We start from the raw sequence: 26213 nt of genomic DNA, 5'->3' as shown, positions 1-26213 counted from the left end.
TGGAAACGACGAGACCGTTCAGATGATGCCGGAACCCGTGGTCAAACCGGACCGCTCGACGAGGACAGCGATACGGACCCGGTTGCTGGCATCGAGTTTGACGTTCACCCGGTTGAGATGAGTCTTCACGGTGGCCTCGCTGGAGTAAGTCGCCTCGGCGATCTCACGATTCGACAGCCCTCGTGCCACGAGGACAGCGATCTCACGTTCCTTCGCTGTCAGGGTGGAGACGAGCGCGGCGGCATCGCGTTTGGTCCGATGATCCTGTTTGGCTGTGATGGCTCTGATGATCCGCATCGTCGCCTGCGGTGCCAGAATCGACTCACCGACGTGGACCTTCCTGATGGCCTCGGCAAGCTCCGCAGGACCGATGTCCTTGAGGAGGAAGCCACTGGCACCTGCTTCGAGAGCACCGAAGAGATAATCATCGGAATCGAAGCTGGTGAGAGCAATGACTTTGGGCGGCCGCACACTGTTGGTCAACCGCGCAGTTGCTTCGATGCCACCGATTCCCGGCATCCGCACATCCATGAGCACGATGTCAGGGAAATGAAGTGCCGCCTGCTCCAGTGCACCTTCGCCATTGAGAGCAGTTCCGACCGTGTCAATGCCCTCGGCGACCTGAAGTATGGCCTTGAGCCCAGTCAGCACCATCGAGTCATCGTCGACGAGGAGGACGCGGATACTGGGAGAAGTCTGAGCCATGAAAACAGACTACAGGAGGCCTAGGACACGACAGCGGCGAAGCCGCGTGGGCACAGCATCGGCAGCATCGGCAGGGGAACGGCGCCACAGAAGAGCGCCGTGACGCAGGTGATGAGCGTCCCAGAGGTTGGTCAGCCCTGAGGTTGGTCAGCGCTGAGACTGGTCAGCCCTCAGGTCGGTCAGCGCTGAGCCTGGTCAGTGTTGAGACCGGCGTTCGAACGGCGGGAAGGATACGTCGACGACGAACAGCCCCTCACGCGGTCCGATGCTGACCATGCCCGAGAGCAGGTGCGTTCTTTCACGAATTCCCTCGAGCCCGGCTCCCGAACCGCTCGTCGATAAGTCCGATTCCGGATCTTCGTTCGTCCTGGTCGTCGGCAGCGCGTTCGATACGACGATGCGCGCTCCCCGGTTTGCCGAAACGCTCAGGCTCAGATCCACAGGTGCACCGGGGGAGTGCTTCAACGCGTTCGTCAGCGACTCCTGCACGATGCGATAAACCGCTCGGTCAAGCACCGTGGGCGCACTCTCAACGTCTTGCATGATGATTGACGGACGAATCTGCGTGCCGGTCGCCTGAACCGAGGCGATGAGCTGCGGGATGGAGTCCATGGAGGGCAGGCTCGGCGGAGTCGACGTCGGTCCCAGTCGGCTCTGTTCGCCGAAGTTTCCTTCACGCACACCGCCGACGAGGTGGCGCAGATCGTCTAATGATGCACGTGCCTCTCGGCGCAGGGCAGAGGCGACGGTCGCCACCTCGGCGTCATCCTGAGTTCCGACTTCCAGCGCCCCGGAGTGCAGGGAGATGACGGACAACCGGTGGGAGAGGGTGTCGTGGAGCTCGCGGGCCAGGAGATTGCGCTCGGACTGGCGAGCTAGTTCCGTAGACAGCGATTCGCTGCGTTCGGTTTCACGCTGGGCGATCGTCTCGACGGTCTTCATTCTGCGAGTCCGACGCAGCAGCAGTCCGAACCCGATGCTCACCCCAAGTCCGACGACGCCGGCGATGATCGTCATCAGATTCATCGCCAGCAGAGAGTCCGCTGGTGGGGCAGAAGCTTCGACGTCGGTGATCACCGCAGGATCACCCACGATCATGAGGCCGAATGGGTTGAGAGCAGGAGGCAGGAGACAGTGACGGATCACTCCGGCGATGACGAGCACCGACCCGATGACGGCGGTGACGACCATCCGCACCCGAGGTCCGCGGATGACGATATGGAACAGGCCGATGAGGAGCAGGAGCCCATCGCCCCAACCCGCGGCGAGGAGAGCCCCGGCGATGAACGGCACGAGGGGCCAACGACGACGGACGAAGACGCTGAGCCAAACGAGACTCAGCAGCAGGACCACGACGATTCCCGTGTTCGTGAGTTCACCGTTGCTGCCGAAGGCCCACGGGTTCGCCTGCAGCGCCATTGCCGAAATGACTAAGCCCGTCACATAGGCGATGACGCCCACAAGGATGCTCACCGCCAGTTGGGCTCCGTGCCGGAGACGCCGTTTGTGTTCCGAGTGCGAGGCAGCACCCGGATGTGGCGTCGCAGAGGCGGCAGGCATCGGTGGCTGGGCCGGCCTCGGTGGGACGGAGGAGCCATGATGCGGCGGCGGGAACGGATGAATTGTCACAACAGGAATCGTAACCGCACGAGCTGACACCGGACGTCAACCTTCAGGCTGGCGCCGCCTGGCCGATCGATGATCGAGGTCGAGCCGAACGGTTGATGTCCAATCTTCGCCGAGGCGGAATGCTGAAGGAGTATCAACGCGAACCTCGCTATTTCATTTGCGCCAGCTGCTTCGAACCGCCTTCCAGCGGGGCGCGGCGCTCATCATCAAAGGAGCATGATGTCCACTCACAACGACCCACACACGCAGCCCGGTACTCAGCCGCAAGCACAGCCTGGTGCTCAGCCTCAGCCGCACCCTGGAGCCCAGCCTCAGCCCGGTGTCAATGCGCAAGGTTCCACCTACCGCGTGCCTGGTCCGCAGATGGCCGGCTCGCCGATGGCTGACCCGCAGGCGTCCGGTTACCCGGGTGCTCGACATCCGAGCGCGGGCCCCGCAGGAGCCAGTGGCTACGGTGGCCCCGGTGGGTACGATTCTGGTGCGTTTGGCCAGGGCGCCTATGGACCTGGTGGTTACGGTCCCGGTGCCTATGGTCCAGGCAGCTCAGGACAGAAACCGCCGAAGCGGAAGAAGCCGCTGCTCAAACGCTGGTGGTTCTGGATTGTTCTCATCCTTGTCGTCGTCATCATCGGAAGTGCCATCTCCGGCGGGGGAGACGATTCGGCAGAGAATACCGAATCCTCTGCTGCCGTCGCCGAGGACGAGGCGGCAAGCGGTGACAAGGCGAAGGAAGAGCCTGCCGCGGACAAGGCGGCCGAAGAAGACGCTGCTGCCAGCTACGGCATCGGCGATGTTGTGGCCGCCGATGACTGGGAAGTCACCGTCAACTCGGTCAAGGACGGCGTCTCCTCAGTCGGCGACGAGTACCTGGGCGCAGAGGCCCAAGGCCAGTTCGTCACCGTCAACCTGTCCGTGAAGAACACTGCTTCGGCGCCGGACTTCTTCTGGGAGGACAACATCAAGCTCGGCGACGAAGCTGGGAACACCTATTCCGCGGACTCGGAAGCCGGACTCTATGCCGACGCTGATTCCATTCTCTTCGCCGAGGAGATCAACCCGGGCAACACGGCTAAGGGCGTTCTCGTCTTCGACGTCCCCGCCGATGTCTCACCGGACAAGCTCACCTTCGAAGGTGGACTCTTCGCTGATCCGATCGAGATCTCACTGGGCTGAGCGACATGGTCAGACCGGGCCGACTGGCAGAAGCCAGGGACCGCCTCGGCGGTCTCTGGCTTCTGTTTTCCCATTTTCCGGTTCATCGCAGCGTTCTCAGGTTCAAAGCGGTGTTCTCAGGTCCAAGGCGGTGTTCTCCGGTTCAAGGCGGTGATGGATCCGAATTCTCACGGGACGCCTATCCGTGTTTGCTACTGTCACACTGACGAAGTGTGCCAGGTGAGTCGACCTTTCGGGTCGGCGCAAGGCCGAATAATCGGCGCAGGGCCGCAGAAGGAGAACCGGAATTCGTGCTGTTCAGCAAGCTGTTCGACAGATTCCTGCCACCGGACCGCAGATTCAACCCTGAGGCGCTGGCTTGGGTGGCGGTGATCTTCACTTCCATCGTGATGCTCGCCGTCGAGTCCTCGATCGCGGTGGGAGTCCATGAAGCCCCTGTGGCCCTGGCATTCATCGTCACCGTGATCCACGCGGGGTCGATGCCGCTGTCGATGCTGCGCCCGCTCTTCGGCGCGATCGTCTCCGTCGTCGCCTGCGGTGTCCTTCCGCTGCTCGGCCCGTACCTCTCAGGTGCTCCCTGGCCATGGATGGTGCCGATGATGATCACCCAGATCCTCATCATCCTCATTGTGGGGCTCCGGGCTCACTGGGGTGTGGCCTTGGCCGCGCTGCTGGCGAGCATCGCAATCTCAGCAGCGGCTGCCGTCTTCGGGCATATTCAGTACCCCGAGAGCAGGTCGGAATCCTCGATCGTCAACATCGTCATCTTCTCCTGCATCGCAGGTGGCTTCTATGTGGCCGCAGTCATCGTCCAACAGTGGCATCTGATCCGATCGCAGCTGCTGCAGGAACAGGAGAATACCGCCGAGGAGCATTCGAAGCGCGTCGTGGTCGAGGAGAAGACGCGGATTGCCCGCGAACTGCACGACATCGTCGCCCACAGCATGTCGATCATCAACATCCAGGCCTCGAGCGCACCTTTTCGCCACCCCAACATCGACGCAGACGTGGAGAAGGAGTTCGAAGACATATCCATCTCCGCCCGCCACGCCCTCACCGAGATGCGAGGACTGCTGGGAGTTCTGCGCAATGACGATTCGGGCCAGCAGCTTGCACCTCAGCCGAAATTCTCCGAGGTCGAAGGTCTGGTGAAGAAGGCACAGCAGGCTGGAGTCAACGTCACCATGGAACGCAGCGGGGGACCGCTGGATCGCAGCCTGCGCGACAGCACCGGGCTGGCGGGTTACCGCATCGTCCAGGAAGCGCTGAGCAACGCCATCCGCCACGCCACCGAATCCCAGATTCACATCAAGATCGACAGCGGCGGCACCGCCCTGTGGATCAACGTCGTCAACACTGGCGGGAAGGGCCCGTCGGAGGCGGCGAAGAACGAGGTCCATCGTCATCAGGGCCTCATCGGGATGCGAGAACGCGCGGCCTCGGTCGGAGGCGAGCTTCGAACCGGCTGGACCAGCAGCGGCGGTTTCGAAGTCGAGGCCGTGCTGCCGCTGGCCGTGGCCGATTCGCCTAAGGGCGGTTCCAGTAAGCGTGATTCGGGTAAGCGTGATTCGAGCGAGCGCGATCTGGGCGAGGCTGACTCGGACCCAGATTCAGACATAGCCACAAATTCAGAATCAGACTCAAACGGCGCAGACCTAAGCGCAGACGACTCAGACATAAACGCAAATGACTCAGACATAAGCGCAGACGACACGTCAGATCAATCGCAGGGTGATGAGAGGAGCAACGCGTGATTCGCATCGTGATTGCTGATGATCAGGCAATGGTTCGAGCAGGCTTCGCCGCGTTGTTGGACGCGCACCCCGACATCGAGGTGGTGGGTCAGGCGCAGGACGGCGTCGAATGCGTCGGCCTCGTCACCGAGCTGAAGCCTGACATCGTGCTCATGGATGTGCGCATGCCGGAGCTCGACGGCATCGAAGCCACCCGTGAGATCCTCTCGTCCAGATCGCGGCAGGCGGCCCGGCAGACGACGAACCCGCAGACCATGAGCCCGCAGACCACGAACCGGCAGGCGTCGAAGTCGGCATTGAGCACTCAGGACACCAGCGCAATCGACGATGACGTTCCGCGCATCATCATGCTCACGACCTTCGACATCGACGACTATGTCTTCGATGCGATTCGTGCCGGTGCCAGCGGCTTCCTCCTCAAGGACGCCCCACCCAACGAACTCGCCGAGGCAGTGCGGGTGGTGGCATCGGGTGAGGGGCTGCTTGCCCCGAGTGTCACCCGCCGAGTCATCGAGCACTTCGCCGCAGGACCGCAGACATCGAACGCGGCCGCCCTGCCCGACCTCACCGACCGCGAACGCGAGATCCTGGTACTGGTGGCACGAGGTGAGACCAACACGGAGATCGCTGCCTCACTGTTCATAGCAGTCCAGACCGTCAAGACCCATGTTTCGCGAATTCTCTACAAACTCGACGCCCGAGACCGCGCTCAGGCAGTCATCGCCGCCTACGAATCCGGGCTCGTCGTGCCCGGCGCCCAGGTCTGATGACGCAACCCCCTACCTGGGTAGGGGGTGAAATACGGTGCTCTGGGGTGATGCCAAGACGATGATCCACCTCGTACCGTAAGTAATATGGAACCAGTAGATGTCGTGAATAGGTCGCTGTCGACGCCCACTCTTGGAAAAGAGTCAAGGGCCGAGGTGCTGGAGCAGAGGCGAGCCAATCGCGGTACCGATAAGCAGGAGTTCACCAGCGACTTCAGCGCGCTGATGGCTCAGGTCAAAGAAGCCGGTCTGCTGGCACGACGCCCCGGCTGGAACACGCTGCGCTTCGTCCTCCTCGGACTCTCCTACGTCGTCGCCTTCGCGATGCTCTTCCTCATCGGCGAGAGCTGGTGGCAGATGGCCACAGCAGTCGTCTTCGGAATCCTCTTCACCCAGACGGCATATGTCGCCCACGACGCAGCTCACCGTCAGATCTTCACCAACGGCAAGGTCGGTGAGTGGGTCTCCACCATTGTGGGCAACCTGTTCATCGGTCTCAGCTATGGATGGTGGCTGAAGAAACACAACGCTCTTCACCACGCCAACCCGAACAAAGCCGGAGTCGACGGCGATATCGCACCGGGCGCCCTGATCTTCGACCCCGATGATGCTCAGGGGCTCACCGGAGTGAGGAAATGGTTCGCCTCACACCAGGGATGGTTCTTCTTCCCGCTGCTGACTTTGGCGGGCCTGCAGCTGCATGTGAACTCAGTCAAGGCAATCCTCGTGGGACAGTCCTCGATCAAGCGCCGCTGGATCGAAGGCATCTTCATCGGAATCCGCATCATCGGCTTCCCGCTCATCGCCATCTGGGCCGCCGGCCCCCTCATCGGCAGCGTCTTCTTCATCGTCCAGGTCATGGTCTTCGGACTGCACATGGGCGGTTCGTTCGCTCCCAACCACAAGGGACAGCCGATCGTTCCCAAGGACGTGAAGATTGACTTCCTGCGCCGCCAGACACTGATGTCACGCAACATCTCGGGCGGACGTCCGATGGGCTTCCTCATGGGCGGACTCAACTACCAGATCGAACACCACCTGTTCCCCAGCATGCCCAGCGTCAACCTGCACAAGGTTCAGCCGATGGTCCGCGAATACTGTGCTCAGAAGGACATCAAATACACGGAGACGACGCTCTTCGAATCATTCGGCATCATCGTCCGCTACCTCAACCGGGCCGGACTCGGTCAGGCTGATCCCTTCGACTGCCCGGTCACCGCGCAGTTCCGCTCACGCTGATCTTCACAGCATCGCTGGATTCTCCGGCCAGGTCCGTCAACGCGGACCTGGCCGGTTTTTCGTGTTGAGGTTCATGCCTAACAGGAGCATTCCGGACAGGGGCTTTCTGGGCAGGAACTCGAGCCGTCTTCTCAGGTGAGCTTGTCGTGGGCCCCTGAGACCCATTCGGCGTAGCGTTCGGCCGAGGTCGCCACAGCCTCCCTGGCTCCGCTCGAGATGGTCTGCCCGAAGTTGCCGTACATCCGATCGAAATCGAGGTCAGCCACCGAAGCTGCGATGCGTCTGACAACACCTGCCGACAGCGGCAGATAATTGGGGAAGCTGCGCATGAACGTCACCCACCCTGAGCGGGCGACCGGCGCGATCGTGTCTCCACTGAGCATGACGCCGCGACCGTCCTGGCCGGTCCACATGGCCACCGCGCTTCCAGGGAAGTGACCGCCTATGCGCATCAATCGGACCCCGGGAACAGGTTCAGCAAACTGATAGTAGCGCCAGATGTTCATTCCTTCGCGCTGGACCCAATGGGCATCTGCACGGCAGACGAAGATCGGGGCATCGTCGAAGGCCGCGCTCCATTCGAGCTGCAGGCCGAACATGTGAGGATGACTGGCAGCGATGGCCTGAACCCCGCCGAGGTCCGAGACTGCGGCGATGACGTCCTCGTCGATGTAGGGCGGGATATCGAAGAGCAGATTGCCATGCTCGGTCTGAGCCAGATAGCACGTCTGACCGATGCCCAGCTTCGGCTCCACACGCAACGCGTAGAGACCTGGTTCGCGTTCGACGATGGAGATGCTGTGGTGTTCGAACTCAAGTTGTCCACGCGTCGTCCAGTCCTGCCCGGACGTCGGCAGCCACTGGCGATCATCCGAACAGATCGGACACACATCCGGTGGAGGCGTGCTCGTCTCGACACCGCAAGTGCGGCAGATCGTCACGTTCGTCAGTGCTGTCATCGGTGTGTACCCCCTGCACCCGAGGATAGTCGTCGAGTGCAGGTGGGGCCAGGTGACCGGTGTCAGGTGTGGCGTGCCATATCGTCATCTGTTCCACAGCCGTGGGGCGAAGGAACAAGTCAGCTCACGGCAACCCTCTGCTTCGAATGAGCCTTGAGGTGACCGACGAGGATGAGGACGATACCTAAGGCGAACCAGCCGATGAGCGCCCACCATTGCATCGCCATGGGCGCATCCGGGAAGTAGGACAGGTCGCGCAACAGAGTCCCCGAAGCGCCGGGGACGAAGAACTGGCCGATGTCTCCCCAGGCTCCGGCGAGGAATTCCCTGGGCGCCTGGAGTGAGGCGATCGGGTTGCCGATGAACATCGTGAGTACAGCACCGATTGCGATACCACCCGGACCTATCAGTGAGACGAAGCCGTTGATAAGTGCCGCAGTCGCTGCTACAGCAAGGCCGGCAGCCAGAACGTTGAGCCCGAAGTTGCCTTGCAGAATTCCGAACCACGTCTGCAGAACGAGGGTGAGCGCGAGTCCGCCGATTGCGCCGTAGGCCACGACCGCAACCGCGCGCATGCGGCGAGAGTGGACGAGCATGCTGGTGAGCACGCCGCCGACGATGCCACCGATGGTCAGGGGCAGACCGGCGATCGCAAGGCCGGCACCGGTGGAATCGTCGTCGTTGAGCGGCACGACATCCGTGACCGTGACCTCAGGGACCTCCATCGCCGGGGCGTCTGGGGCCTGTGTCTGGTTGCCTGGGTTTTGCTGTGGGGCACCAGGATCGGGCTGAGACCCGGCTGGCTGAGAGGACGCTGCGAGTGCATCCTGCATCTCCTTCATTCCGTCCTGCATGCCCGAGATCGCCTGCTTGTCGATCTTCTGCTGCATCTGAGCGGCAATCCCACTCAACTGCTGGGCAACAGGAGGGGAAGCGGCAGTCGAGGTGAGGATCTCTGGGTCGTCGCTCAGCACGAATGCCCCGTAGACCTCACGTTCACGGATGAGCTGCTGCGCCTCGGCGCGGGTGTCGACCTTCTTCAGATCGAGCATCCCATCGGGAGCATCGGCCGTGATCTGATCGATCTGTTCCTGATCGCCGACAGCCGCAATCGGAAGGTCTTTGGGATCAGATGTGACAGTCGGCCAGCTGAATGCGAGCAGGATGACTGTGACGATTGCCGCGGCGAAGACAGCGGCGAGCAGCGCCTGTTTGAGGCTGGGCTTGCGCGCGCTCGTCTCGGCCGTGCTCGTTCTGCCGCGACTATCGTCGGTGCCGTCCGAGCTGCTGAGGATTCTCGTCTGCATGCCTGTCCAATCATTGAAAACGAATACTCGTTCTTTTTACTCTGTCGAGTACGATATATCAAGAATGATCATTCTTTTTTGGAGGTTTGGTGCCGAAGGTCACGGATGAGCACAGGGAAGCCATGCGCACGCGGATTCAGGATGCCGCGCTTGCGTGCTTCTTTCGCAAGGGCTTCGTCGGCGCTTCGATGGCCGACATCATCAAGGAGGCGGACTTGTCCGCCGGAGCCGTCTATGTCTACTACTCGTCCAAGGCGGAGCTCACGCTCGACGCCGCTAGGCGAATCATGGAACAGCGCGCGGCTGAACTGCAGGATTTCGGAACAGCAGACGAGGTTCCACCTCCACACGAGGTCTTCCCGAAGCTTCTGGATACGATCCTCCATGACGCCCCTTTCGCTCCGCTGCTGCTGCAGGTCTGGGGAGAGGCGTCGCATTCCCCCGATTTCGCCACAATCGCCGCTGAGATCTACCACGAACTCATCGCACGATTCGAGGCCTATCTGAATGTGTACTTCCGTCGGAGTGCGGGGCTTGCCGAAGGCGTCGCACAGGCCAGGGCGCATCAGATCGCGCCGGCCGTCCTCGCGCTCATGCAGGGTGCCATCGTTCAGACCGCGATCTTCGGTGACGCTTCGCATGCGCGGATCACGGATGCCGTCGAAGCGATGTTTGCTCAGCTCGTGGACTGAGGTTGCGCCGGTAGGGCGCGTGGACCGAGGTTCTGTCGGGACTGGGCCGATCTGCCGATCGCCACCGGAGCCTGCCGATTGCCACCGGAGCCTGCACGCTCTTCCTGGTCATGATGTGATCACTGTGCGCCGCTGTGTGAGGAATGATCAACAATGGCATCTGAAGCGCACGATCTCCCGATGAAAGGATCGTCACCACTGATGTCGACCGCCTACCTGCCCACCACGATCAATGATTCCGAGCACACTGTTCTACGCGGAGCCACCCTCATCGACGGCAACGGCGGTAACCCTCTCTCCAATGCTGAGATCGAGATCAGGGACGGACGCATCGTCTACGTCGGCGTCCAGCGCACCGAAGGGGCCACCTCGGCGGGGGAGGGCGACGACACGGGTGGCAGAGCCCCCTGTGTCATCGAGTTGCAGGGCAAGACGATCATGCCCGGCTTCATTGACTCCCACGTGCACCTCGGACTCTCGATCGAGAACCAAGAGGCGAACCTCGCCCGCTTCGCCTCGGAGAGGATCGTGCGCAGCGCTGTCAACGCCCGGGCCACCCTCATGGCAGGAGTCACCACTGCTCGCGACCTCGGCGGAACCGACCGCGGCGTGCGCGACAGCATCCAGCAGGGGCTGATCCTCGGGCCACGGATCCACCTGGCCATCACACCGCTGTCACCGACCGGCGGACACACCGATTTCACGATGCCCAACGGCTTGTCCACCATGCCTGCCATGCCTGTCGACCCGATCATCGACACCGATGACGACGTCCGCCGGACCATTCGCACCCTCGTGCGCTCGGGCGCGGACGTGATCAAGGTCTGCACCACCGGCGGCGTCTCGAGCCCCTCGGATACTCCCGATGACATCGGCGTTCCCGAGGAACATGTGCGACTCATCGTCGAAGAGACAGCCAAACGGGCAGGCCAGCCCGTCGCGGCCCACGCTCAAGGAGCCGAAGGCATCAAGGCAGCCATCCGCGGCGGCGTCCGCTCCATCGAACACGGGTACGGAATCGACGACGAAGGCATTGAACTCATGCTCGAACACGGAACGTTCCTCGTCCCGACGCTCAGCAGCGCATTGCGGATCCCGGACCCGAAGAACGTGCCCGACTACCTTTACGAGAAGAAGGTCAGATGGTCCGCGATCGCGCGCGAACGCGTGGCCGTAGCGATGGACGCCGGCGTGAAGGTTGCGCTGGGAACCGACGCCGGCGTGTGCCCACACGGACTCAACCTGCGCGAGGAGATGCACGCGGTCGAACTCGGCCTCTCACCGATGCAGGCGATCGTGGCGGGGACGAAGAACGCGGCGGAACTGCTGCGCCTGTCGGCTGACGTGGGCACCCTCGAGGAAGGCAAACTGGCCGACCTCGTCATCGTCGACTTCGACCCGTTGGCCGATATCACCCAGTTGGCCGACCCGGCGAAAGTCAGGGTCGTCATGCAGGGCGGGGCGCTGATGAAGGACTCCGCGAGATGGTTCCCAGACGCGCCGGTCCGTTCGCTGCTCGGGTGAAATTGCGTCGACCGCTGAAACAGTCCGAACTTCAACCGCACAGCGCTCCATCCACCTACCGCTTCATCCATCCGCCGCTCCACCGTACATTGCTTCATCCACGATCAGAGAGGAACCACTATGACCCACGATTTCGCTGCCGAGGCACAGTCTCTGGCGCCCGAACTCATTGACCTTCGCCGCAACCTGCACCGCAACCCCGAGCTGGGTCTCGAGCTCCCGGTGACTCAGCGGATGATTCTTGACGCCCTCGAGGGACTGCCCTTGGAGATCACAACCGGCAAGGGGCTGAGCTCCATCGTTGCCGTGCTCCGAGGCGGCAGACCTGGGCCGACAGTGCTTCTGCGCGGTGATATGGATGCCCTGCCCGTTGCGGAGGAGAACGATCTGGACTTCGCCTCGACCAACGGCAATATGCACGCCTGCGGCCACGATCTGCACGTGGCAGGTCTGGTCGGGGCCGCGAAGCTGCTCAGCGCACACCAGGAGGAACTCGCCGGTACCGTGGCCTTCATGTTCCAACCCGGTGAAGAGGGTCCGGGTGGTGCCGAAGAGATGATAGATGAGGGCATGTTCGACACCATCGGCGCAGTCCCCGATGCTGCGTACGCCATCCATGTCGCTCCCGGGGCACACGGAATCTTCACCACGAGACCCGGCACCCTGATGGCCGGAGCGAACACCCTCCACGTCACCTTCCACGGACGCGGCGGCCACAGCTCACAGCCGCATGCCAGCATCGATCCCGTCCGGCCCACTCTCGAATTCGGCCAGGCGCTCTACTCGATGGTCACCGGCACGTTCAGCGTCTTTGATCCGGTTGTCGCCGAAGTCACGCAGCTGCAGGCCGGCGATGCCGTCAACGTCATCCCGCCCTCGGCGAAGATCGGCGCTTCCGTGCGGACGCTGTCAGCAGCTTCGACGAAGAAGTTCGCCGAGGTGGCCCCTCGCCTGGCCGAGTCGATCGCTGCCGCTCACGGGTGCACCGCCGAGGTGGTGTGGACCGAACAGTACCCCGTCACGGTCAACGATGACGGCGAGGCCGCGTTCGTCGCAGGTACGATTACAGAGGCTTTCGGTGAGGACAGGTACGTCGAGGCACCCACCCCGCTCATGGGGTCCGAGGACTTCTCCTACGTGCTCAACGAAGTTCCGGGCGCGTTTCTGTTCTTCCTCGTGTCTCCGCAGGATATCGACCTGGAGACTGCGGCCTGGAACCATTCGCCACAGGTCCTCTTCGATGACGCCCATCTGCCGGACCAGGCCGCAGCCCTCGCCACCCTGGCGTGGAAGCGCTTGCTTCGAGACTGAGAGGCGTGTGTGGTGCGGGGAGAGCGGTGAATCACACGGAGTCACCATCGTCATCGACCGAATGGACACGGTCCTCGCGCATGCTCACCTTTTCCACACCGGGGAGGTCCAGCAGTGCAGGGACCAGGAGATGCAGCGGCGGTCTGCCTTCGAACTTCACATCGATCTGGACCATCCGCACTCCGTCCTCGTCCTCGAAGCGTTTGGAATCGAGGATCGTGTTGGAATACCCCATGTCCCCGGCCACGGCGAGGATGTCACGAAGAATCCCGGAGCCGTCCCGGTAGGCGATGCGCAGCATTTTGCGGTGATCGCTGTCGGGGATCCGTCGGATCAGGGGAGCGATGACGAACAGCGTCAGCAGATGCAGTGCGGTGAGCATCACGGCCAACGTCAACATTCCCGCCCCGCAGGCCATACCCACGGCCGCCGTCACCCACACGGTGGCGGCAGTCGTGAGTCCACGCACCATGTTTCGTCCCTTGAAGATCACACCAGCACCTAGGAAGCCGACACCCGAGACGATCTGCGCGGCAATCCTCGACGGATCCAGACGGGCCTCGTCGCCGAGCACACCGGCGAACCCGTACGCAGAGACCAAGGTGAATGCGCACGTGCCGATGCCCACCAGCACATGGGTGCGATAACCGGCGCTCTTCTGCCGGAACTGCCGTTCGAAGCCGATCAGCGAGCACAGGATGAAGCTGGCCAGGAGCAGCTCGGCCTCGATGAGGCCGGTCGGACCGAAGAAATCGATATGTGAACCCATAGGTATCCGACTGTAGACCCAAAGCATTCCAGGCTGAAGATCGCGTCACATCAGAGACACATCTGACCGGCCGGAGCATCAGTGTGCTGGTCGCCGACAGCAGTGAGCGGGACACGGGTTTTCGGCCGGCACACCCGCGTCAGATGCGGCCAGCTGATCACACGGTGGAGGGGATCCACTCCCTCTGATCCGCGGGCTCGGGATCCGTGGGGCACCGACTGTCATCATCGGGATACTCAACCCCCACCTCGGCGGTCCGATGCTTCAGCCCGTCGCCGGCGGTGGGTGCGGCTGTGTAAGCCCCCGGGGCCGTCGACTCTGCTTGGCTCGCAGGCTCGAACCGGTCGTCGACGATCGTCGAGCGCACGGTCGCAGTGGAGCTTGAGCCCTCGAAGGCCTTCGCCTGCTTCCGGGCCTGCTTGTTCCGCTCCCTCTCCTGTTCGAGGTGGAGATTGCCGAAGTCATGTTCGGTGCGAGGAGGTTTGATGCTGTCGATGAGGAACACCAAAGCAAGGGAGACGAGCCCCCAGAGCCCGAGGACCTGCATATGCTCGGTGACGACATCGCTGTCGAAGTAGATGATCGAACGGATAGTCTCCACCGCTGCCGCCATCGGCAGGAAGTCGTGCAGCGTGGTGAAGAACGACGGGATCATGTACTCGGAGATCGCCCCGTTCGAGGCCGGCATCCCGGCGAACATCAGAGTGCCGATGACCGGAATGATCGCGAGCATGCCGATGAGTCTCTCGAAGACCATGGCGAACATGGCGATGCAGAAGATCGCGATGATTCCGGCTCCCCACAGCTGAGCGAAATGACCGTCGACGGCTCCGGTGATCGGGCCGGCGATGAGGGTGACGACCAGTGACATGAACGGTGCGTACACAGCGGTCAGCGGGATCATCCGCTTCAGCGGTCGGCTCCACGGGTTCGCGTTGGCTCCGACGATGACCACCATGAATCCGGCGAGGACCCAGCCCATGGCCACGTACATGACGACTACGCCGTTCTTGTCCCGGTCGGGCAGCGGTGCGACGTTGTCGACCTTGAGCTCCATGTCCTGCTGGGAGGCGACCTGATCGAAGATCCGGTTGACGACCTGGTAGGCACTGTTGTTGCCGGCTTCGTTCGCAATCAGTCCGAACTCGGCATTCTTCTGAGTCGGCAGCACGAGTGCTGCGACCTCGTCCCGATCCTCGACCTGGGCACGTGCCTCTTCTTTGTCCGTCGTGGCAGTGAAGTCGAACATGTCCTTGCCCATTGACTTCTCGAGGTCGGCGATCGTGTCCTTGGCCTGCTCGGTCGAGGAACCGACGACGGTCACGGGCATGTCCTTGGGCGTGGGAGAGCCCATCGCACCGAGCATGAAGGTGAGCATCATCGTGACCATCGCCAAGGGGAAGACGATGAGTGAGATGTAGCGCCACACCTTCGAGTCCGGGCGTCGGCCGCCGTGCAGCGACGGGATGTTGACATCGAGTGGCTTCGGATCGGGATTGCGTCGGTGGGAGATGAAGTCGTAGGCCTTCGTCAGCAGCAGACCGACGACGGCGCCGATGGCCAGCACGAGGAGGTGCCCGGTGACGCCCGCGCCATCGAAGTACAGCACGGAGCGCAGTGCTTCACCGATCGCGGGCATCGGCAGAATTTCGTGCGTGAAGCGGTAGAACGCCGGCATCGTGTACACGGGGTAGGACAGATTCGACGACGGCATGCCGAGGACCATGAGGAAGAAGATGCCGACGATCACTCCCAAGGCACCGACGATTCGGGTGATGAACAGCTGCACGCAGGAGATCGCAAAGACTCCCAGCCAGGCGATGCCGAGGACGGGGAGAGTGTCCTTGACATCGACGATGTCGAGGATCGGGCAGGCGACCGTCCAGACCAGGCCGGCGATCACCGCGGCCCAGGCTCCGAGAATGGGGACGATGCGTTTGAACTTCAGCAGTTCGGGGGAGTTCGAGCGCAGCACGCTGAAGGGCAGGTATCCGGCCATGACGATGGCTGTCATGAGGAACATCGCGCCGAGTCCGGAAGGATCGTCGTCCGGCAGGGATGCAATGTCCTCGGTGTCGACGTCGAGTCCTTCCTCCTGCAGGGCGGGCATGACGAGGCCGGTGACCGTCGTCTGCTGTTGGACTCCTGCACCACCCGCGGTGTAGAGGGTGGCCTTGTCGCCCTTGATGACGACCGCCGCCGAGGCTTCGCGATCGTGGACCTTCTCGCGCGCGGTGTGAGCGTCTTCGACGGTATCGACGTCGAGGGCATCCGGTTCGGCACCGTTGAGCGCAAACTTCATGTCCGCGGCCTTCGAGTCCGAACCGGCCACGACGACGGGCATGTCATTGGCTGAGGGAGAGTGCATGGTGCCGAGGTATCCCGTGATCATCATGCCCACCATGATGAGCGGCATGATGAAGATCGCTGCCGTCCGGCCGATCAGTTCTGCCTTGGCCCGCTTCGCGGCTGCAGCCTCTGCCTCAGTCTCGGTGGTGTGCTGCTCGTCCGTCGATTCCGGAGGCAGGTAATGGTCCGAGTCATGGTCGTGGTCATGGTCCGAGTCATAGCCGTCGTTTTGACTGTTGTCGTGTGAGTCGTGCTCACGGGCCTCGCGGCGGGTGAGCGGTGGTGGTGTGCCCACAGTCGTCCTCCTGATGGATCGGAAGTCGAGTGATCAACGTTGACCACCTTGAACTCGACCACTTTAAGACACGTGACTTAGTATTGTGAAATCAACATGGATTTGCCAAGGTGAGGGCGATGCTCGCCGAGGTGGTCAGGTCGCTGATATCGCGACAGGGATTCCGCATCGTGAACGGCTTGAAAATGGAAGAATAGGGACTATGGGAAGCCAGAGTGACAGAGCGCGCGTCGTGCTGCTCAACTCCGCCGAGGAGCTCTTCGCCATCCACGGCATCGATGCTGTGTCGAATCGCCGCATCGTCGACTATGCCGGGGCGGCGAATCATTCCGCGATCTCATACCACTTCGGGGGGCGAGACAGTCTGCTGCGCGCACTCGTGGAGCGTCATGTCGCCGAGATGTCCCTCCGTAGGGACGAGTATGTCGCAGGCCTGGGTGAGACCCCGAGCATTCATGATTTCGTCCGCAGCAGAATGGGCCCGCTGTTCGACGTTCTCGCGGATCTGCCGCGGCCCAGCTGGCGTGCACAGTTTCTCGCTCAGGTGGGGATCGTGCCCTCGGCTGTCGAGATCATGAAGTCCGTGATGGCTGAGTCCTCCCTGCCTGACGGGCTGAGATTCATCCACGGCGAGATGGAGGGCATTCCCGAGGCGGTCCTGCGTGGCAGGGCCTATCTGCTGGCCCATATGGTCACCAGCGCGTGTTCGGACCAGGAGGCGAAGATGAATGAGGGGACCCATAAAGGCGATTGGGAGCAGGTAGGGCGGTTCCTCATCGATGCTGCCGCAGGCATGCTCGCAGGCCCCGTGACATCACCGGACGGTGCGATCCGCTATCCGTCGATGCCGCTTCTCTGACGGGTGTCTCTGCGCGACTGAATAGGTCGCGGCCTGTCGAATCAGCTGCAGCCGTCGGGGCCGCACACCGCGCCGTCGCGAATGGTTTCGTCTCCGCCGGCGAGTACCGTGAGCTTCTGGCTCTCGCCCCACGCCGTTTCGAGCGCCTGTGCGAATGCTTCGGGCGGTTGAGCGCCGGAGATTCCGTATTTGCGATCGACGACGAAGAACGGGACTCCATTTGCGCCGAGGGCTCGTGCCTCTGCAATGTCGGACTTCACCTCGGCGGTGAATTCGTCGGTGGAGAGGACTCGACGGGTTTCGTCGGCGTCGATGCCGACAGTTCTGGCCACCTCGGCGAGGTACTCGACGTCACCGATATCGCGGCCCTTCTCAAAATGGCCGGACAAGAGCTCTTCTTTGGCCTGGTTCATGACCCCGTGGGTCTTGGCCAGGTGGAGGAAGCGGTGGGCGGTGAAGCTGTTGGCCACAACGATGGAATCGAAATCGTAGTTCAGCCCCTCACCGGCGGCCTGCGCGGTGACGTGATCGAACATCTGCCGGACCTGGTCAGCAGGCATTCCCTTGGCCTGGTTGAGGTACTCGGTCTCTGTTCCCGTGTAGTGGTCGGGCAGACTCGGGTCGAGCTGGTAGCTGCGCCATTCGACCTCAATATCGTCCTTGTGCGCGAAGCCGTCCAAGGCGGTCTCGAAGCGACGTTTTCCGATGAAGCACCAGGGGCAGGCGATGTCTGACCAGATCTCTATCCTCATGACAGGTCAAACCTGGGTGCGGCTCGGGTTATTCCCGTCGTTACGCCATCCTGTAGCCGTTGCCACTGGCCTCAGTGATGGCGAGATAGAGGAAGCCGAGAATTCCCAAGGGGATGGAGACGAGCCAGACGATCAGATACAGCCATATCTTTACACAGAACACGAGGATGACAAGGGGCCACCCAATCACTCGGAGTCCAGCGAGCGCCTCGGCCATCGGCTGAGTCGTTCTGAAGTAGATTTCTCTTGCGAGTGGATAGAAGACGAAGAGTGCGATGCCAACGAGGATTCCGACGAGAGTGAGATCGTCCACGAGGCGGTTGAAGCCTGCAGCAGGGTCGAATCCGGCAGACCAATCTTCGAAGTCCACGATTGAGTAGAAGACCACTATCGGAATCACCGCAAGAATGAGACTTGAGGTCAGTCGAGTGTATTTGCGATTCAGCCAGGCCCCGCCTATGAAGCTAGGAATTCTGGCCAGTCTTGTTGTCGTCTCTCGACCTTCGTCTGCGCCCATGGTCGAAATCATATCCGGCAAAGAGCCTTGATGATGTGTTCGCCGAGGTTCAATGAGGTGAGGTGCTTAGGTGACGTGCTCGAATCTGATCAGAACAGGGCTTCCTGGGGTGGTGTGAGGCTCGCGGCCTGAGTCTGGTTGAGTGAGGGGCTGTTCGTTCGGTCTCCGCGCTTGGTCTTCGGGTAGTCGTCATCGGAGGAGCCGCGCAGGTCGTATGCGTCGATGAGAGGGTTGATGCGCCGACTCAGCCAGGCTCGGTACTCTTTCGACGCGTACGAGGACTTCGCGTACATGCGACGGTAGCGGGGGAGCAGGTCCGGATGTTCGCGTTCCAGCCAGGTGAAGAACCATTCGCGGGCACCCGGCCGAAGATGCAGGGCACCGTAGACGACCCTGCTCGCGCCCGCCTCTTTGATTGCGCGGAATGCGGTATCGAGATGCTCCATCGAGTCGGTGAGCTTCGGCATCACCGGCATGAGGAAGACCGTGACCTTGAATCCGAGGTTCGCAGCCGCCTTGACTGTGGCCAGGCGTGCGGTTGTCGTCGGTGTGCCTGGCTCGATCGTCTGTTGGAGCGCGTCATCATAGACGGCGATCGACATGCTGATCTCCACGTCGACGTCCTCTTTGGCACGGGCGAGCAGCGGCAGGTCGCGCCGCAGCAGGGTGCCCTTGGTCAGCACAGACATCGGAGTCCCATGCTCGGCCAGGGCGGTGATGATGCCCGGCATGAGTGCGTAGCGACCCTCGGCGCGCTGGTAGGGGTCCGTATTCGTGCCCAGGGCGACCAGCTCACGTGACCACTTCGGTTTGGCCACCTCGGCGGCGAGAACTTCGGGGGTGTTGACCTTGACGATGACCTGCCGGTCGAAGTCCTCACCGGAATCAAGATCGAGGTATCGGTGGGTGCTGCGGGCGAAGCAGTACACGCAGGCATGAGAACACCCGCGGTAGGGATTGATCGTCCAGGTGAATGGCATCGAGCTGGCCGCCGGCACCTTATTCAGGGCCGACTTCGCCAGCACTTCATGGAAGGTCACACCGGCGAACTCCGGTGTTCGAACACTGCGCACCAGACCCTTGAGGCCGAAGAGCTCTGCAGGAGGGGCATCGTTGCCTGCAACTGTCGTGCCTGCAGCTGTCGTGCCTGGCGCTGACCCTGGCGCCGACTCTGTCCCGGGGGTCGGGGTAAGTGTGCTCTGCTGGTTCCACCTCATCACCCTATTCGAACACGTGTTCTAGTCGGCGTCAAGGCTGGTCGGCGCGGTTTCGGGGTGACTTGTCGGGCGAAGAAGTCGCGATCAGGAGACTGTTGTGCCCTTGAACTCGCTGCGATGGAAGACCAGAGCCTCGGTGCCTGAGTCGGTGTCCTCGGCGCTGTCGGCATCGAGGATCTCGAGCAGTGCGACGGTGTGATCGCCGGCCTCGATCTCGTTGTAGAGACGCGTCCACAAGTGGGCAGGGCTGCCCGGGATAGTCAGAGCGCCATCTGCCGTGACCTCGGGGTCGATCCCAGCGAAGCGCGAAGCGCGGTCCTTCGAGGCCAGCTGCCTGGCTAGGGGTGACTGATGGGTGCCGAAGAGGGAGACTCCCAACGCGGGTGCAGTCCGCAGGAATGGCCACGTGCTCGAGCTGGTCTGGACGGCGACGCTGATCAGAGGAGGGTCGAGTGAGACTCCTGCGGTGACAGTCGAGGCGACGAGTCCGAGGGGAGTCCCGTCGACCTCCGCGCCGATGAGCGCAACGCCCTGTGGGAAGTGCGAAAAGGTCTCGCGCAGAGCATCCGGTGACACGGCTGCGGCTCGTGCGATCGACGTCATGAACTTGCCTCCGGTGGAATGTATTTGCTGAGGGGGTGAGGATGCTGAGAAGTTCCGCTCAACAATGCCTTAGTGATCTCAAATGATCATCACAGATATTGCCACCAAGTGCATCCCGATGTGACACCAGTGAGTCTTCGTGTGTCCCCATATGACGATCAAAGTCCAACAGTGACGCGGCGGCGACATGAACCGCCACACAGTCCCTAGATTGCTCAACGAAACTCTGGACTTGAATAGGCATTCTGAGCACGTAGATGAGGGAGAATCCCATGGCACAGCCCTCCGTAGCGGAGACGATCACCCAGACCCCACCTCGGCGGCTCTTGGACGGGAAGAAGAGAGTCCTCGCCTCAGCCTTCGCCGGCACCACCATCGAGTGGTACGACTTCTACCTCTACGGCACAGCGGCGGCACTGATCTTCAACGTTCAGTTCTTCCCCAGCGGCAGCGAGCTCGGCAGCAGCCTGGCCGCATTCGCCAGCCTCGCGGTCGGATTCTTCGCGCGACCACTGGGCGGCATCATCGCCGGGCACCTCGGAGACCGAGTCGGACGCAAGGCACTCCTGGTCGTCTCCCTGCTGTCCATGGGCACCGCCTCAACGCTCATCGGGCTGGTGCCGAACTTCGACTCCATCGGCTGGTGGGCCGCTGGCGCACTTGTCGTCCTCCGGATCGTGCAGGGACTGTCCGCCGGTGCCGAATGGGGCGGATCCGCACTGCTCTCGGTCGAACACGCCCCGCCCCGGAAACGCGGATTGTTCGGATCCTTCACCCAGATCGGCTCGGCGGCCGGAATGCTGCTGGCCACCAGCGCCTTCTTCATCGTGCAGAAGCTGCTCACACCCGAACAGTTCGAAGCCTTCGGGTGGCGCATCCCCTTCCTGGCTTCGGCACTGCTCGTGGCACTGGGACTGTGGATCCGCCTCGGCGTCTCCGATGCACCGGAATTCCAAGAGCTCAAGGCCTCCGGAAACGTCGCCAAGGCGCCCCTGCGCGACGTGCTGACCAAGCATCCGCGCGTCCTCCTGGTGACAATCGGACTCCGTCTGGCGCAGAACAGCGTCTTCTACCTCATCACCGTCTACATGCTCAGCTACCTGGCCGAGAACCGCAACGACTCGACCGCCGGCGTCACTGCCGTCATGATCGCCTCGGCCATCGGTCTGTTCACCGGGCCTCTGTGGGGGTGGGTCTCTGACAAGGTCGGTCGCAGGCGCGTGACCATCGGCGGCATCATCGGCGTGGCCGTATTCGGATGGATCTTCTTCGCCTTCCTCGACGCCGGCCCACTGGCCTTCCTGCCCATCGTCGTGATCCTCGGCATGAACCTCGCCCACGACGCCGTCTACGGTCCCCAGGCAGCCTGGTTCGCCGAACAGTTCCCCATCGAGATCCGCTACTCAGGGGTGAACATGGGCTACCAGCTGGGCACTGTCATCGGCGGTGGCATCATGCCGATGGTCGCGGCCCTGCTCTACGTCGTCGGCGGCCACTCGCCCTGGCTGATCTGCGGCTACCTCACACTGCTGTGCCTGCTCTCACTCATCGCGGCCCTGGCGGCAAAGGACCCTGCCCGCGAGCTGGCGATCAGCGACCCCGCCCACGACTGAGATCCATGACCTGACACTGAAGTGCATGACCTGACATCTGCCACCTGACATCTGCCACCTGACACCGACAAGGAAAGAGACACACGATGACGAAACCCATTATTCTCAACGCCTTCGACATGATGACCCCGGTCCACCAGTCACCCGGACTGTGGCGCCACCCTGACTCCAGGGTCGACGAATTCACGCAGCTGTCCTTCTGGACGGATCTGGCAAAGACCCTCGAAGAAGGAGGATTCTCCTCCCTGTTCCTCGCCGACATCCTCGGCGTCTATGACGTCTACGGAGGCAATGCCGACGTGACGAACCGCGGGGGAGTCCAGTTCCCCCTCCTCGACCCACTCGTCGCAGTTCCCGCTATGGCCGCAGCGACGAAGACGCTGGGATTCGGCATCACCGCCTCGGTGACCTACGAACAGCCCTACCTGCTGGCCCGGACCCTGACGACTCTTGATCACTTCACCAACGGGCGCGTGGCCTGGAACATCGTCACCAGTTACGTCGACTCCGCGGCACGCAACCTCGGGCTCGAAGGCCAGATCCCGCACGACGAGCGCTACGACCGGGCCGATGAGTACATGGACGTCATGTACAAGCTCTTCGAAGGCTCGATCACCCCCGAGGCACTGCGCGCCGACGCCGAGGCCAATGTCTTCGTCGACCCCGAACAGGTCCACGACATCAACCACGAGGGCAAGTTCTTCACCGTGCCCGGGCAGGCGCTCGCCGTGCCTGGACCGCAGGGAACACCGCTGCTGTTCCAGGCTGGTGCCTCCAAGCGCGGACAGGAGTTCGCCCTCGACCACGCCGAGGCGATCTTCTTCTCCGGACCCACGCCGCAGATCCTGCGCGCCTGGGTCGACAAGGTCCGCGACGGACTCGAAGAACGCGGACGCGCCCGCGACAGCGTGAAGATCTTCGCGCTCGCCACCGTCATCGTCGACGATACCGACGAAGCAGCCGAAGCCAGGCTCGCCGACTACACACGCTACGTCGACACCGAATCCGCGCTCTCGCTCTTCGGCGGCTGGACCGGCGTCGACCTCTCCGGCGCCAAGCCGGACGACCCGCTGGAATACGTCGCCACGGACGCGAACCAGTCCGCGCTCGCCTCCTTCACCACCATGGCCGGCGACAAGACCTGGACCATCCGCGACCTGGCGGAATTCGTCGCCATCGGCGGACGCGGACCCGTCATCACCGGCTCGCCCGCGACTATTGCCGACGAGTTCGAACGCTGGATGTCCGAGGCCGACATCGATGGCTTCAACATCGCCGCTGCCGTCCGCCCCGCCGACGCCGAGCGATTCACGAAGTACGTATCGCCCGAACTGCGTCGCCGTGGTCTCCTGCCAGAACCGATCGAGGGTGCCACGGTCCGCGAACAGCTCACCGGGCAGGGCCCCCGCCTGGCCGATGACCACAAAGGTGCAGGGTACCGGTTGGGAGCCGACGCGCTCGTATGAGCCGGTACATGTGACCCTGTGAGCTGGCTCGTAGGGGAGAGCTCGCCTGTGCAGGGGTTCGCCCTGCATGGAGTTGGCCTGTGTGGGAGCTCGACCTCGTGGCCGGTGGATGAACGTCTCGTGATTGACCTGCGAGTTCATCTGCCGGCCACTTCTGGTGGATAATGGTCTGCGGCCATTTTCCGATCCGCCGATCGCCTGAGGATCCCGCATGAGCGCAGCGACGCCACAGACTTCTGCCGAGTCCACCTCGGCACCCGCCTACAAACGCAAGGCGCTCTTCGCCGCAGCTGTCGGATACGGGCTCGACGGCTTCGACCTGCTCATTCTCAGCTTTGCCCTCGGCGGGATCATCGCCACCTTCGGACTCAGCGACGTCGAGGCAGGATCGCTGTCGACGATCACCCTCTTCGGTGCGGTCCTCGGCGGCATCATCTTCGGATCACTGGCCGACCGCTACGGCCGTGTCCGGGTTCTCACCTGGACCGTTCTCATCTTCGCCGTGTTCACCGGGCTGAGCTCAATTGCCCAGGGATACTGGGACATGGCCGCCTACCGGTTCATCGCCGGCATCGGCATCGGCGGCGAGTTCGGCATCGGCATGGCATTGGCCGCCGAGGCGGTGCCGGCCAACCAGCGGGCCCGCGCCACCTCTTGGGTGGGCGTGGGATTCCAGATCGGCGTCTTCGCCGCCGCGATCGTCGCCGCTCCGGTCATCGCTCTGTGGGGTTGGCGGGCACTGTTCATCATCGGTCTCTTCCCCGCCATCTTCGCCTTCGTCATTCGCCGAGGTATCGAGGAGCCCGACAAGTTCGTGCAGTCCCAGCGAGGTCATACGGCGGGGGAGTCGGGAGACTCAAGCGAGTCGGCAGGCTCACCGGACCTTCCGACCTTCGGTGCAAAGATCCGTGCGCTGGTCAAGGACAAGGCGACTGTGAAGATCTCCTTTGCCCTGATCGTCCTCTCGACGGTGCAGAACTTCGGATACTTCGGCATCATCGCCTGGCTGCCCAACTATCTGTCCGAGAGGATGGACCTCGGCGTGACGAAGGGATCGCTGTGGACGGCGGTGACGGTGATCGGAATGCTTGCTGGCATCCTCATCTTCGGTCAGGTTGCCGACAGGCTGGGCAGGCGACCGGCGTTCTGGATCTTCCAAGCCGGGGCGATCGTCTCGATCCTCGTCTACAGCCAGATGACCGACCCGACCGCACTGCTCATCGGCGGCTTCTTCATGGGGGCCTTCGCCAACGGCATGCTCGGCGGGCACGGGGCTCTGCTGGCAGAAATGTACCCGACGCAGGTGCGGGCCACGGCACAGAACGTCATCTTCAACATCGGCCGTGCCCTGGGCGGACTCGCCCCCGTGGTCATCGCCCTTCTTGCCGACTCCTTCGGATTCGCGTTCGCACTTGCGCTGCTGCCGACCATCTACATCATCCAGTTCCTCGCCATGTTCCTGCTGCCGGAGAAGCGCGGCATCGAATTGGAGTAGATGGCAGCCCCGGCAGAGACGGTGAAGGACGGTGAGGGAGGGCCTGTCCGACAAGATGCAGTCGGTGCCGTGTTCCCAACCCCGCGTCATTGTGGCCGCGCGTTCGACATTTCGCTGTATATCGCACGCCAGTCCACAAGGACGCTCACTGGAGAGCTGGTTATGCGAGGTGGTGTTCGAGCAGCCTGGCGAATTGCTCCATGTTGGTCCTCTTGGACACTCTCAGAACCGTCCAGCCTTCGGCCGTAATTGCCGCGAGCCGACTGTTGTCTGTGGCGAACTGTTCGTCGGAGCTTCGGTGATGATCGCCTTCATACTCAATAGCCACCTTCTTGTTCGGATAACCGAGGTCCGGGTGGAGAACAGCATTCACGAGTGGGCAGGCGATGGCAGGATGGACAGCGGGCTCGGGGAAGCCTTGACTGATCAGCCAAAGCCTCAGCCAAGTCTCACGTGGGGAGTCGACGTTTCCGCGCATCAGCTCGAGAGCCTTCTCTGCGGTGTGTCTGCCATAAATGCGATCGCGGGCAGCGACCTCTCGTCTCAGCGCGGAGATCGAGGTGAGGGGGCCTGCGTGCCACCGACCGATGGCTGCGTCTCCGAGCGTGGTGAGTTCCTCGATCGTCAGGAGTGGGGCGAGTTCGAGGAACAGCTGCGGCACGGAGATGAGTGGCAGTTCGAAGAAATTCGAGGTTTTCAGCTCTTGGTAGCGATGGGACACGACGCCTTGTCGAACCTTCGCTGTATTAGGCGATGTGACCACATGCAGACTGTGTTCGTCGATGCGGGACGGAAGTGGAAGTCCGTAGAGGCGAGCGGCGGTGACATTGCTGGCGGCGATTTCGGGGTCGAGCTGGAGCAGGGCCTGCAGATGCGTCTGTCTCAGCAGCCACTCGTGATCGGCCCATAGCGGGGCGGGGACAGAGGTTTCGGGGCGAGTGTCGATCCACACGCCCCGATAGAGCTGGAGGTACCGGGAATCGGTTCTCAACCGATAGAGGCTGATTCCGAGGTCTGGAGCCTGGTGGCGGGTGAACGGCACGGGTGCAGTCAGGAACTGTACCGGACGGTTCCCCGCTAAGCGGAGCTGCTCCCAGCTCGCAGTGCTCGACTGCTTTCCTGGAACACGTTTGGTCTTCATGATCAACTACAGTGGCGCTCTTCGGCCGACGACGAAACAGAGACGAAAAGGCCTGTGGATGGCCTTGCGCCGTCCAC

The 26213-nt window shown here is 62.4% G+C and carries 22 protein-coding genes; 11 read left to right on the top strand and 11 right to left on the bottom strand.

Annotated elements, in window-relative coordinates; genetic code table 11:
* Positions 1 to 18 precede the first annotated feature (18 nt).
* On the bottom strand, positions 19 to 705 hold the full coding sequence (locus HU144_RS15270; protein ID WP_235352038.1) for a response regulator transcription factor: 687 nt from the start codon (positions 703 to 705) through the stop codon (positions 19 to 21).
* 195 nt (positions 706 to 900) lie between these two features.
* The gene (locus HU144_RS15265; protein ID WP_235352037.1) at positions 901 to 2178 is read right to left on the bottom strand and encodes a sensor histidine kinase; all 1278 of its coding nucleotides are present in this window, start codon (positions 2176 to 2178) and stop codon (positions 901 to 903) included.
* Between the two features lie 375 nt (positions 2179 to 2553).
* On the opposite strand from HU144_RS15265, the gene HU144_RS15260 reads away from it, so the two are divergent.
* The 4 genes from HU144_RS15260 (at position 2554) to HU144_RS15245 (ending at position 7267) form a co-directional block, all read left to right on the top strand.
* Positions 2554 to 3507, top strand: a complete 954-nt coding sequence (locus HU144_RS15260) for a DUF4352 domain-containing protein (RefSeq protein WP_235352036.1) — start codon at positions 2554 to 2556, stop codon at positions 3505 to 3507.
* Between the two features lie 290 nt (positions 3508 to 3797).
* Positions 3798 to 5261: a sensor histidine kinase gene (locus HU144_RS15255; RefSeq protein WP_235352035.1), complete on the top strand. Its 1464-nt coding sequence runs from the start codon at positions 3798 to 3800 to the stop codon at positions 5259 to 5261.
* On the top strand, positions 5258 to 6028 hold the full coding sequence (locus HU144_RS15250) for a response regulator transcription factor (RefSeq protein WP_235352034.1): 771 nt from the start codon (positions 5258 to 5260) through the stop codon (positions 6026 to 6028). The genes HU144_RS15255 and HU144_RS15250 overlap by 4 nt, the downstream gene beginning before the upstream one ends.
* A gap of 87 nt (positions 6029 to 6115) precedes the next feature.
* Positions 6116 to 7267: a fatty acid desaturase family protein gene (locus HU144_RS15245; protein ID WP_235352033.1), complete on the top strand. Its 1152-nt coding sequence runs from the start codon at positions 6116 to 6118 to the stop codon at positions 7265 to 7267.
* A gap of 131 nt (positions 7268 to 7398) precedes the next feature.
* On the opposite strand, the gene HU144_RS15240 is transcribed toward HU144_RS15245, so the two are convergent.
* Together HU144_RS15240 and HU144_RS15235 are read right to left on the bottom strand one after the other, a co-directional pair.
* Entirely contained in the window at positions 7399 to 8226 is an 828-nt protein-coding gene (locus tag HU144_RS15240; protein WP_235352032.1) for a hydrolase, read from the bottom strand.
* 119 nt (positions 8227 to 8345) lie between these two features.
* The gene (locus HU144_RS15235) at positions 8346 to 9533 is read right to left on the bottom strand and encodes an ABC transporter permease (RefSeq protein ID WP_235352031.1); all 1188 of its coding nucleotides are present in this window, start codon (positions 9531 to 9533) and stop codon (positions 8346 to 8348) included.
* An 89-nt stretch (positions 9534 to 9622) separates the two neighbouring features.
* On the opposite strand from HU144_RS15235, the gene HU144_RS15230 reads away from it, so the two are divergent.
* The 3 genes from HU144_RS15230 (at position 9623) to HU144_RS15220 (ending at position 13060) form a co-directional block, all read left to right on the top strand.
* Positions 9623 to 10225, top strand: a complete 603-nt coding sequence (locus tag HU144_RS15230; RefSeq protein ID WP_235352030.1) for a TetR/AcrR family transcriptional regulator — start codon at positions 9623 to 9625, stop codon at positions 10223 to 10225.
* A 201-nt stretch (positions 10226 to 10426) separates the two neighbouring features.
* Positions 10427 to 11749: a metal-dependent hydrolase family protein gene (locus tag HU144_RS15225; protein ID WP_235352029.1), complete on the top strand. Its 1323-nt coding sequence runs from the start codon at positions 10427 to 10429 to the stop codon at positions 11747 to 11749.
* A 120-nt stretch (positions 11750 to 11869) separates the two neighbouring features.
* Positions 11870 to 13060, top strand: coding sequence for a M20 metallopeptidase family protein (locus tag HU144_RS15220; RefSeq protein WP_235352028.1), 1191 nt, complete (start codon positions 11870 to 11872; stop codon positions 13058 to 13060).
* 31 nt (positions 13061 to 13091) lie between these two features.
* Here HU144_RS15220 and HU144_RS15215 read toward each other — a convergent pair whose 3' ends face one another.
* Positions 13092 to 13829, bottom strand: a complete 738-nt coding sequence (locus HU144_RS15215; RefSeq protein ID WP_235352027.1) for an MgtC/SapB family protein — start codon at positions 13827 to 13829, stop codon at positions 13092 to 13094.
* 157 nt (positions 13830 to 13986) lie between these two features.
* Complete coding sequence (locus HU144_RS19490; protein WP_235352026.1) at positions 13987 to 16473, bottom strand: ABC transporter permease; 2487 nt, start codon at positions 16471 to 16473, stop codon at positions 13987 to 13989.
* Positions 16474 to 16675: 202 nt separating this feature from the next.
* Here HU144_RS19490 and HU144_RS15205 point away from each other — a divergent pair, with 202 nt between their 5' ends.
* On the top strand, positions 16676 to 17332 hold the full coding sequence (locus HU144_RS15205; RefSeq protein ID WP_235352025.1) for a TetR/AcrR family transcriptional regulator: 657 nt from the start codon (positions 16676 to 16678) through the stop codon (positions 17330 to 17332).
* 41 nt (positions 17333 to 17373) lie between these two features.
* On the opposite strand, the gene HU144_RS15200 is transcribed toward HU144_RS15205, so the two are convergent.
* The 4 genes from HU144_RS15200 to HU144_RS15185 all read right to left on the bottom strand — a co-directional run bounded on the left by HU144_RS15200 (position 17374) and on the right by HU144_RS15185 (position 20421).
* Positions 17374 to 18084 carry a DsbA family oxidoreductase gene (locus HU144_RS15200; RefSeq protein WP_235352024.1) on the bottom strand — a complete coding sequence of 237 codons (711 nt, stop codon included), beginning with the start codon at positions 18082 to 18084 and terminating at the stop codon, positions 17374 to 17376.
* A gap of 40 nt (positions 18085 to 18124) precedes the next feature.
* Positions 18125 to 18601 (bottom strand): hypothetical protein, encoded by a 477-nt coding sequence (locus HU144_RS15195; protein ID WP_235352023.1) that lies wholly within the window; start codon positions 18599 to 18601, stop codon positions 18125 to 18127.
* A gap of 89 nt (positions 18602 to 18690) precedes the next feature.
* Positions 18691 to 19818, bottom strand: a complete 1128-nt coding sequence (locus HU144_RS15190) for an Rv2578c family radical SAM protein (RefSeq protein ID WP_235352022.1) — start codon at positions 19816 to 19818, stop codon at positions 18691 to 18693.
* An 84-nt stretch (positions 19819 to 19902) separates the two neighbouring features.
* Entirely contained in the window at positions 19903 to 20421 is a 519-nt protein-coding gene (locus HU144_RS15185) for a flavin reductase family protein (protein WP_235352021.1), read from the bottom strand.
* Between the two features lie 272 nt (positions 20422 to 20693).
* On the opposite strand from HU144_RS15185, the gene HU144_RS15180 reads away from it, so the two are divergent.
* From HU144_RS15180 to HU144_RS15170, 3 genes are all read left to right on the top strand, one after another.
* On the top strand, positions 20694 to 22034 hold the full coding sequence (locus HU144_RS15180) for an MFS transporter (RefSeq protein ID WP_235352020.1): 1341 nt from the start codon (positions 20694 to 20696) through the stop codon (positions 22032 to 22034).
* 86 nt (positions 22035 to 22120) lie between these two features.
* Complete coding sequence (locus HU144_RS15175; protein WP_235352019.1) at positions 22121 to 23500, top strand: LLM class flavin-dependent oxidoreductase; 1380 nt, start codon at positions 22121 to 22123, stop codon at positions 23498 to 23500.
* Between the two features lie 211 nt (positions 23501 to 23711).
* On the top strand, positions 23712 to 24995 hold the full coding sequence (locus HU144_RS15170; RefSeq protein ID WP_235352018.1) for an MFS transporter: 1284 nt from the start codon (positions 23712 to 23714) through the stop codon (positions 24993 to 24995).
* 160 nt (positions 24996 to 25155) lie between these two features.
* Here HU144_RS15170 and HU144_RS15165 read toward each other — a convergent pair whose 3' ends face one another.
* A complete protein-coding gene (locus HU144_RS15165) occupies positions 25156 to 26136 on the bottom strand; it encodes a hypothetical protein (RefSeq protein WP_235352017.1) in 981 nt (326 codons plus the stop codon).
* Positions 26137 to 26213 lie beyond the last annotated feature (77 nt).

Origin of the sequence: Brevibacterium sp. UCMA 11752, assembly GCF_021532235.1 — a bacterium.
Classification (GTDB): domain Bacteria; phylum Actinomycetota; class Actinomycetes; order Actinomycetales; family Brevibacteriaceae; genus Brevibacterium; species Brevibacterium antiquum.
Note: the sequence above shows the minus strand (reverse complement) of the source record. Positions and strands in the feature narration are given on the sequence as shown.

What these genes read in the sequence shown, in the direction of transcription:
- HU144_RS15240 (WP_235352032.1), bottom strand. Translation starts at nt 8,226, where the DNA reads ATGACAGCACTGACGAACGTGACGATCTGCCGCACTTGCGGTGTCGAG.
- HU144_RS15200 (WP_235352024.1), bottom strand. Translation starts at nt 18,084, where the DNA reads ATGAGGATAGAGATCTGGTCAGACATCGCCTGCCCCTGGTGCTTCATC.
- HU144_RS15170 (WP_235352018.1), top strand. Translation starts at nt 23,712, where the DNA reads ATGAGCGCAGCGACGCCACAGACTTCTGCCGAGTCCACCTCGGCACCC.
- HU144_RS15270 (WP_235352038.1), bottom strand. Translation starts at nt 705, where the DNA reads ATGGCTCAGACTTCTCCCAGTATCCGCGTCCTCCTCGTCGACGATGAC.
- HU144_RS15245 (WP_235352033.1), top strand. Translation starts at nt 6,116, where the DNA reads ATGGAACCAGTAGATGTCGTGAATAGGTCGCTGTCGACGCCCACTCTT.
- HU144_RS15235 (WP_235352031.1), bottom strand. Translation starts at nt 9,533, where the DNA reads ATGCAGACGAGAATCCTCAGCAGCTCGGACGGCACCGACGATAGTCGC.
- HU144_RS15195 (WP_235352023.1), bottom strand. Translation starts at nt 18,601, where the DNA reads ATGGGCGCAGACGAAGGTCGAGAGACGACAACAAGACTGGCCAGAATT.
- HU144_RS15165 (WP_235352017.1), bottom strand. Translation starts at nt 26,136, where the DNA reads ATGAAGACCAAACGTGTTCCAGGAAAGCAGTCGAGCACTGCGAGCTGG.
- HU144_RS15220 (WP_235352028.1), top strand. Translation starts at nt 11,870, where the DNA reads ATGACCCACGATTTCGCTGCCGAGGCACAGTCTCTGGCGCCCGAACTC.
- HU144_RS15185 (WP_235352021.1), bottom strand. Translation starts at nt 20,421, where the DNA reads ATGACGTCGATCGCACGAGCCGCAGCCGTGTCACCGGATGCTCTGCGC.
- HU144_RS15205 (WP_235352025.1), top strand. Translation starts at nt 16,676, where the DNA reads ATGGGAAGCCAGAGTGACAGAGCGCGCGTCGTGCTGCTCAACTCCGCC.
- HU144_RS15225 (WP_235352029.1), top strand. Translation starts at nt 10,427, where the DNA reads ATGTCGACCGCCTACCTGCCCACCACGATCAATGATTCCGAGCACACT.
- HU144_RS15260 (WP_235352036.1), top strand. Translation starts at nt 2,554, where the DNA reads ATGTCCACTCACAACGACCCACACACGCAGCCCGGTACTCAGCCGCAA.
- HU144_RS15175 (WP_235352019.1), top strand. Translation starts at nt 22,121, where the DNA reads ATGACGAAACCCATTATTCTCAACGCCTTCGACATGATGACCCCGGTC.
- HU144_RS15190 (WP_235352022.1), bottom strand. Translation starts at nt 19,818, where the DNA reads ATGAGGTGGAACCAGCAGAGCACACTTACCCCGACCCCCGGGACAGAG.
- HU144_RS15180 (WP_235352020.1), top strand. Translation starts at nt 20,694, where the DNA reads ATGGCACAGCCCTCCGTAGCGGAGACGATCACCCAGACCCCACCTCGG.
- HU144_RS15215 (WP_235352027.1), bottom strand. Translation starts at nt 13,829, where the DNA reads ATGGGTTCACATATCGATTTCTTCGGTCCGACCGGCCTCATCGAGGCC.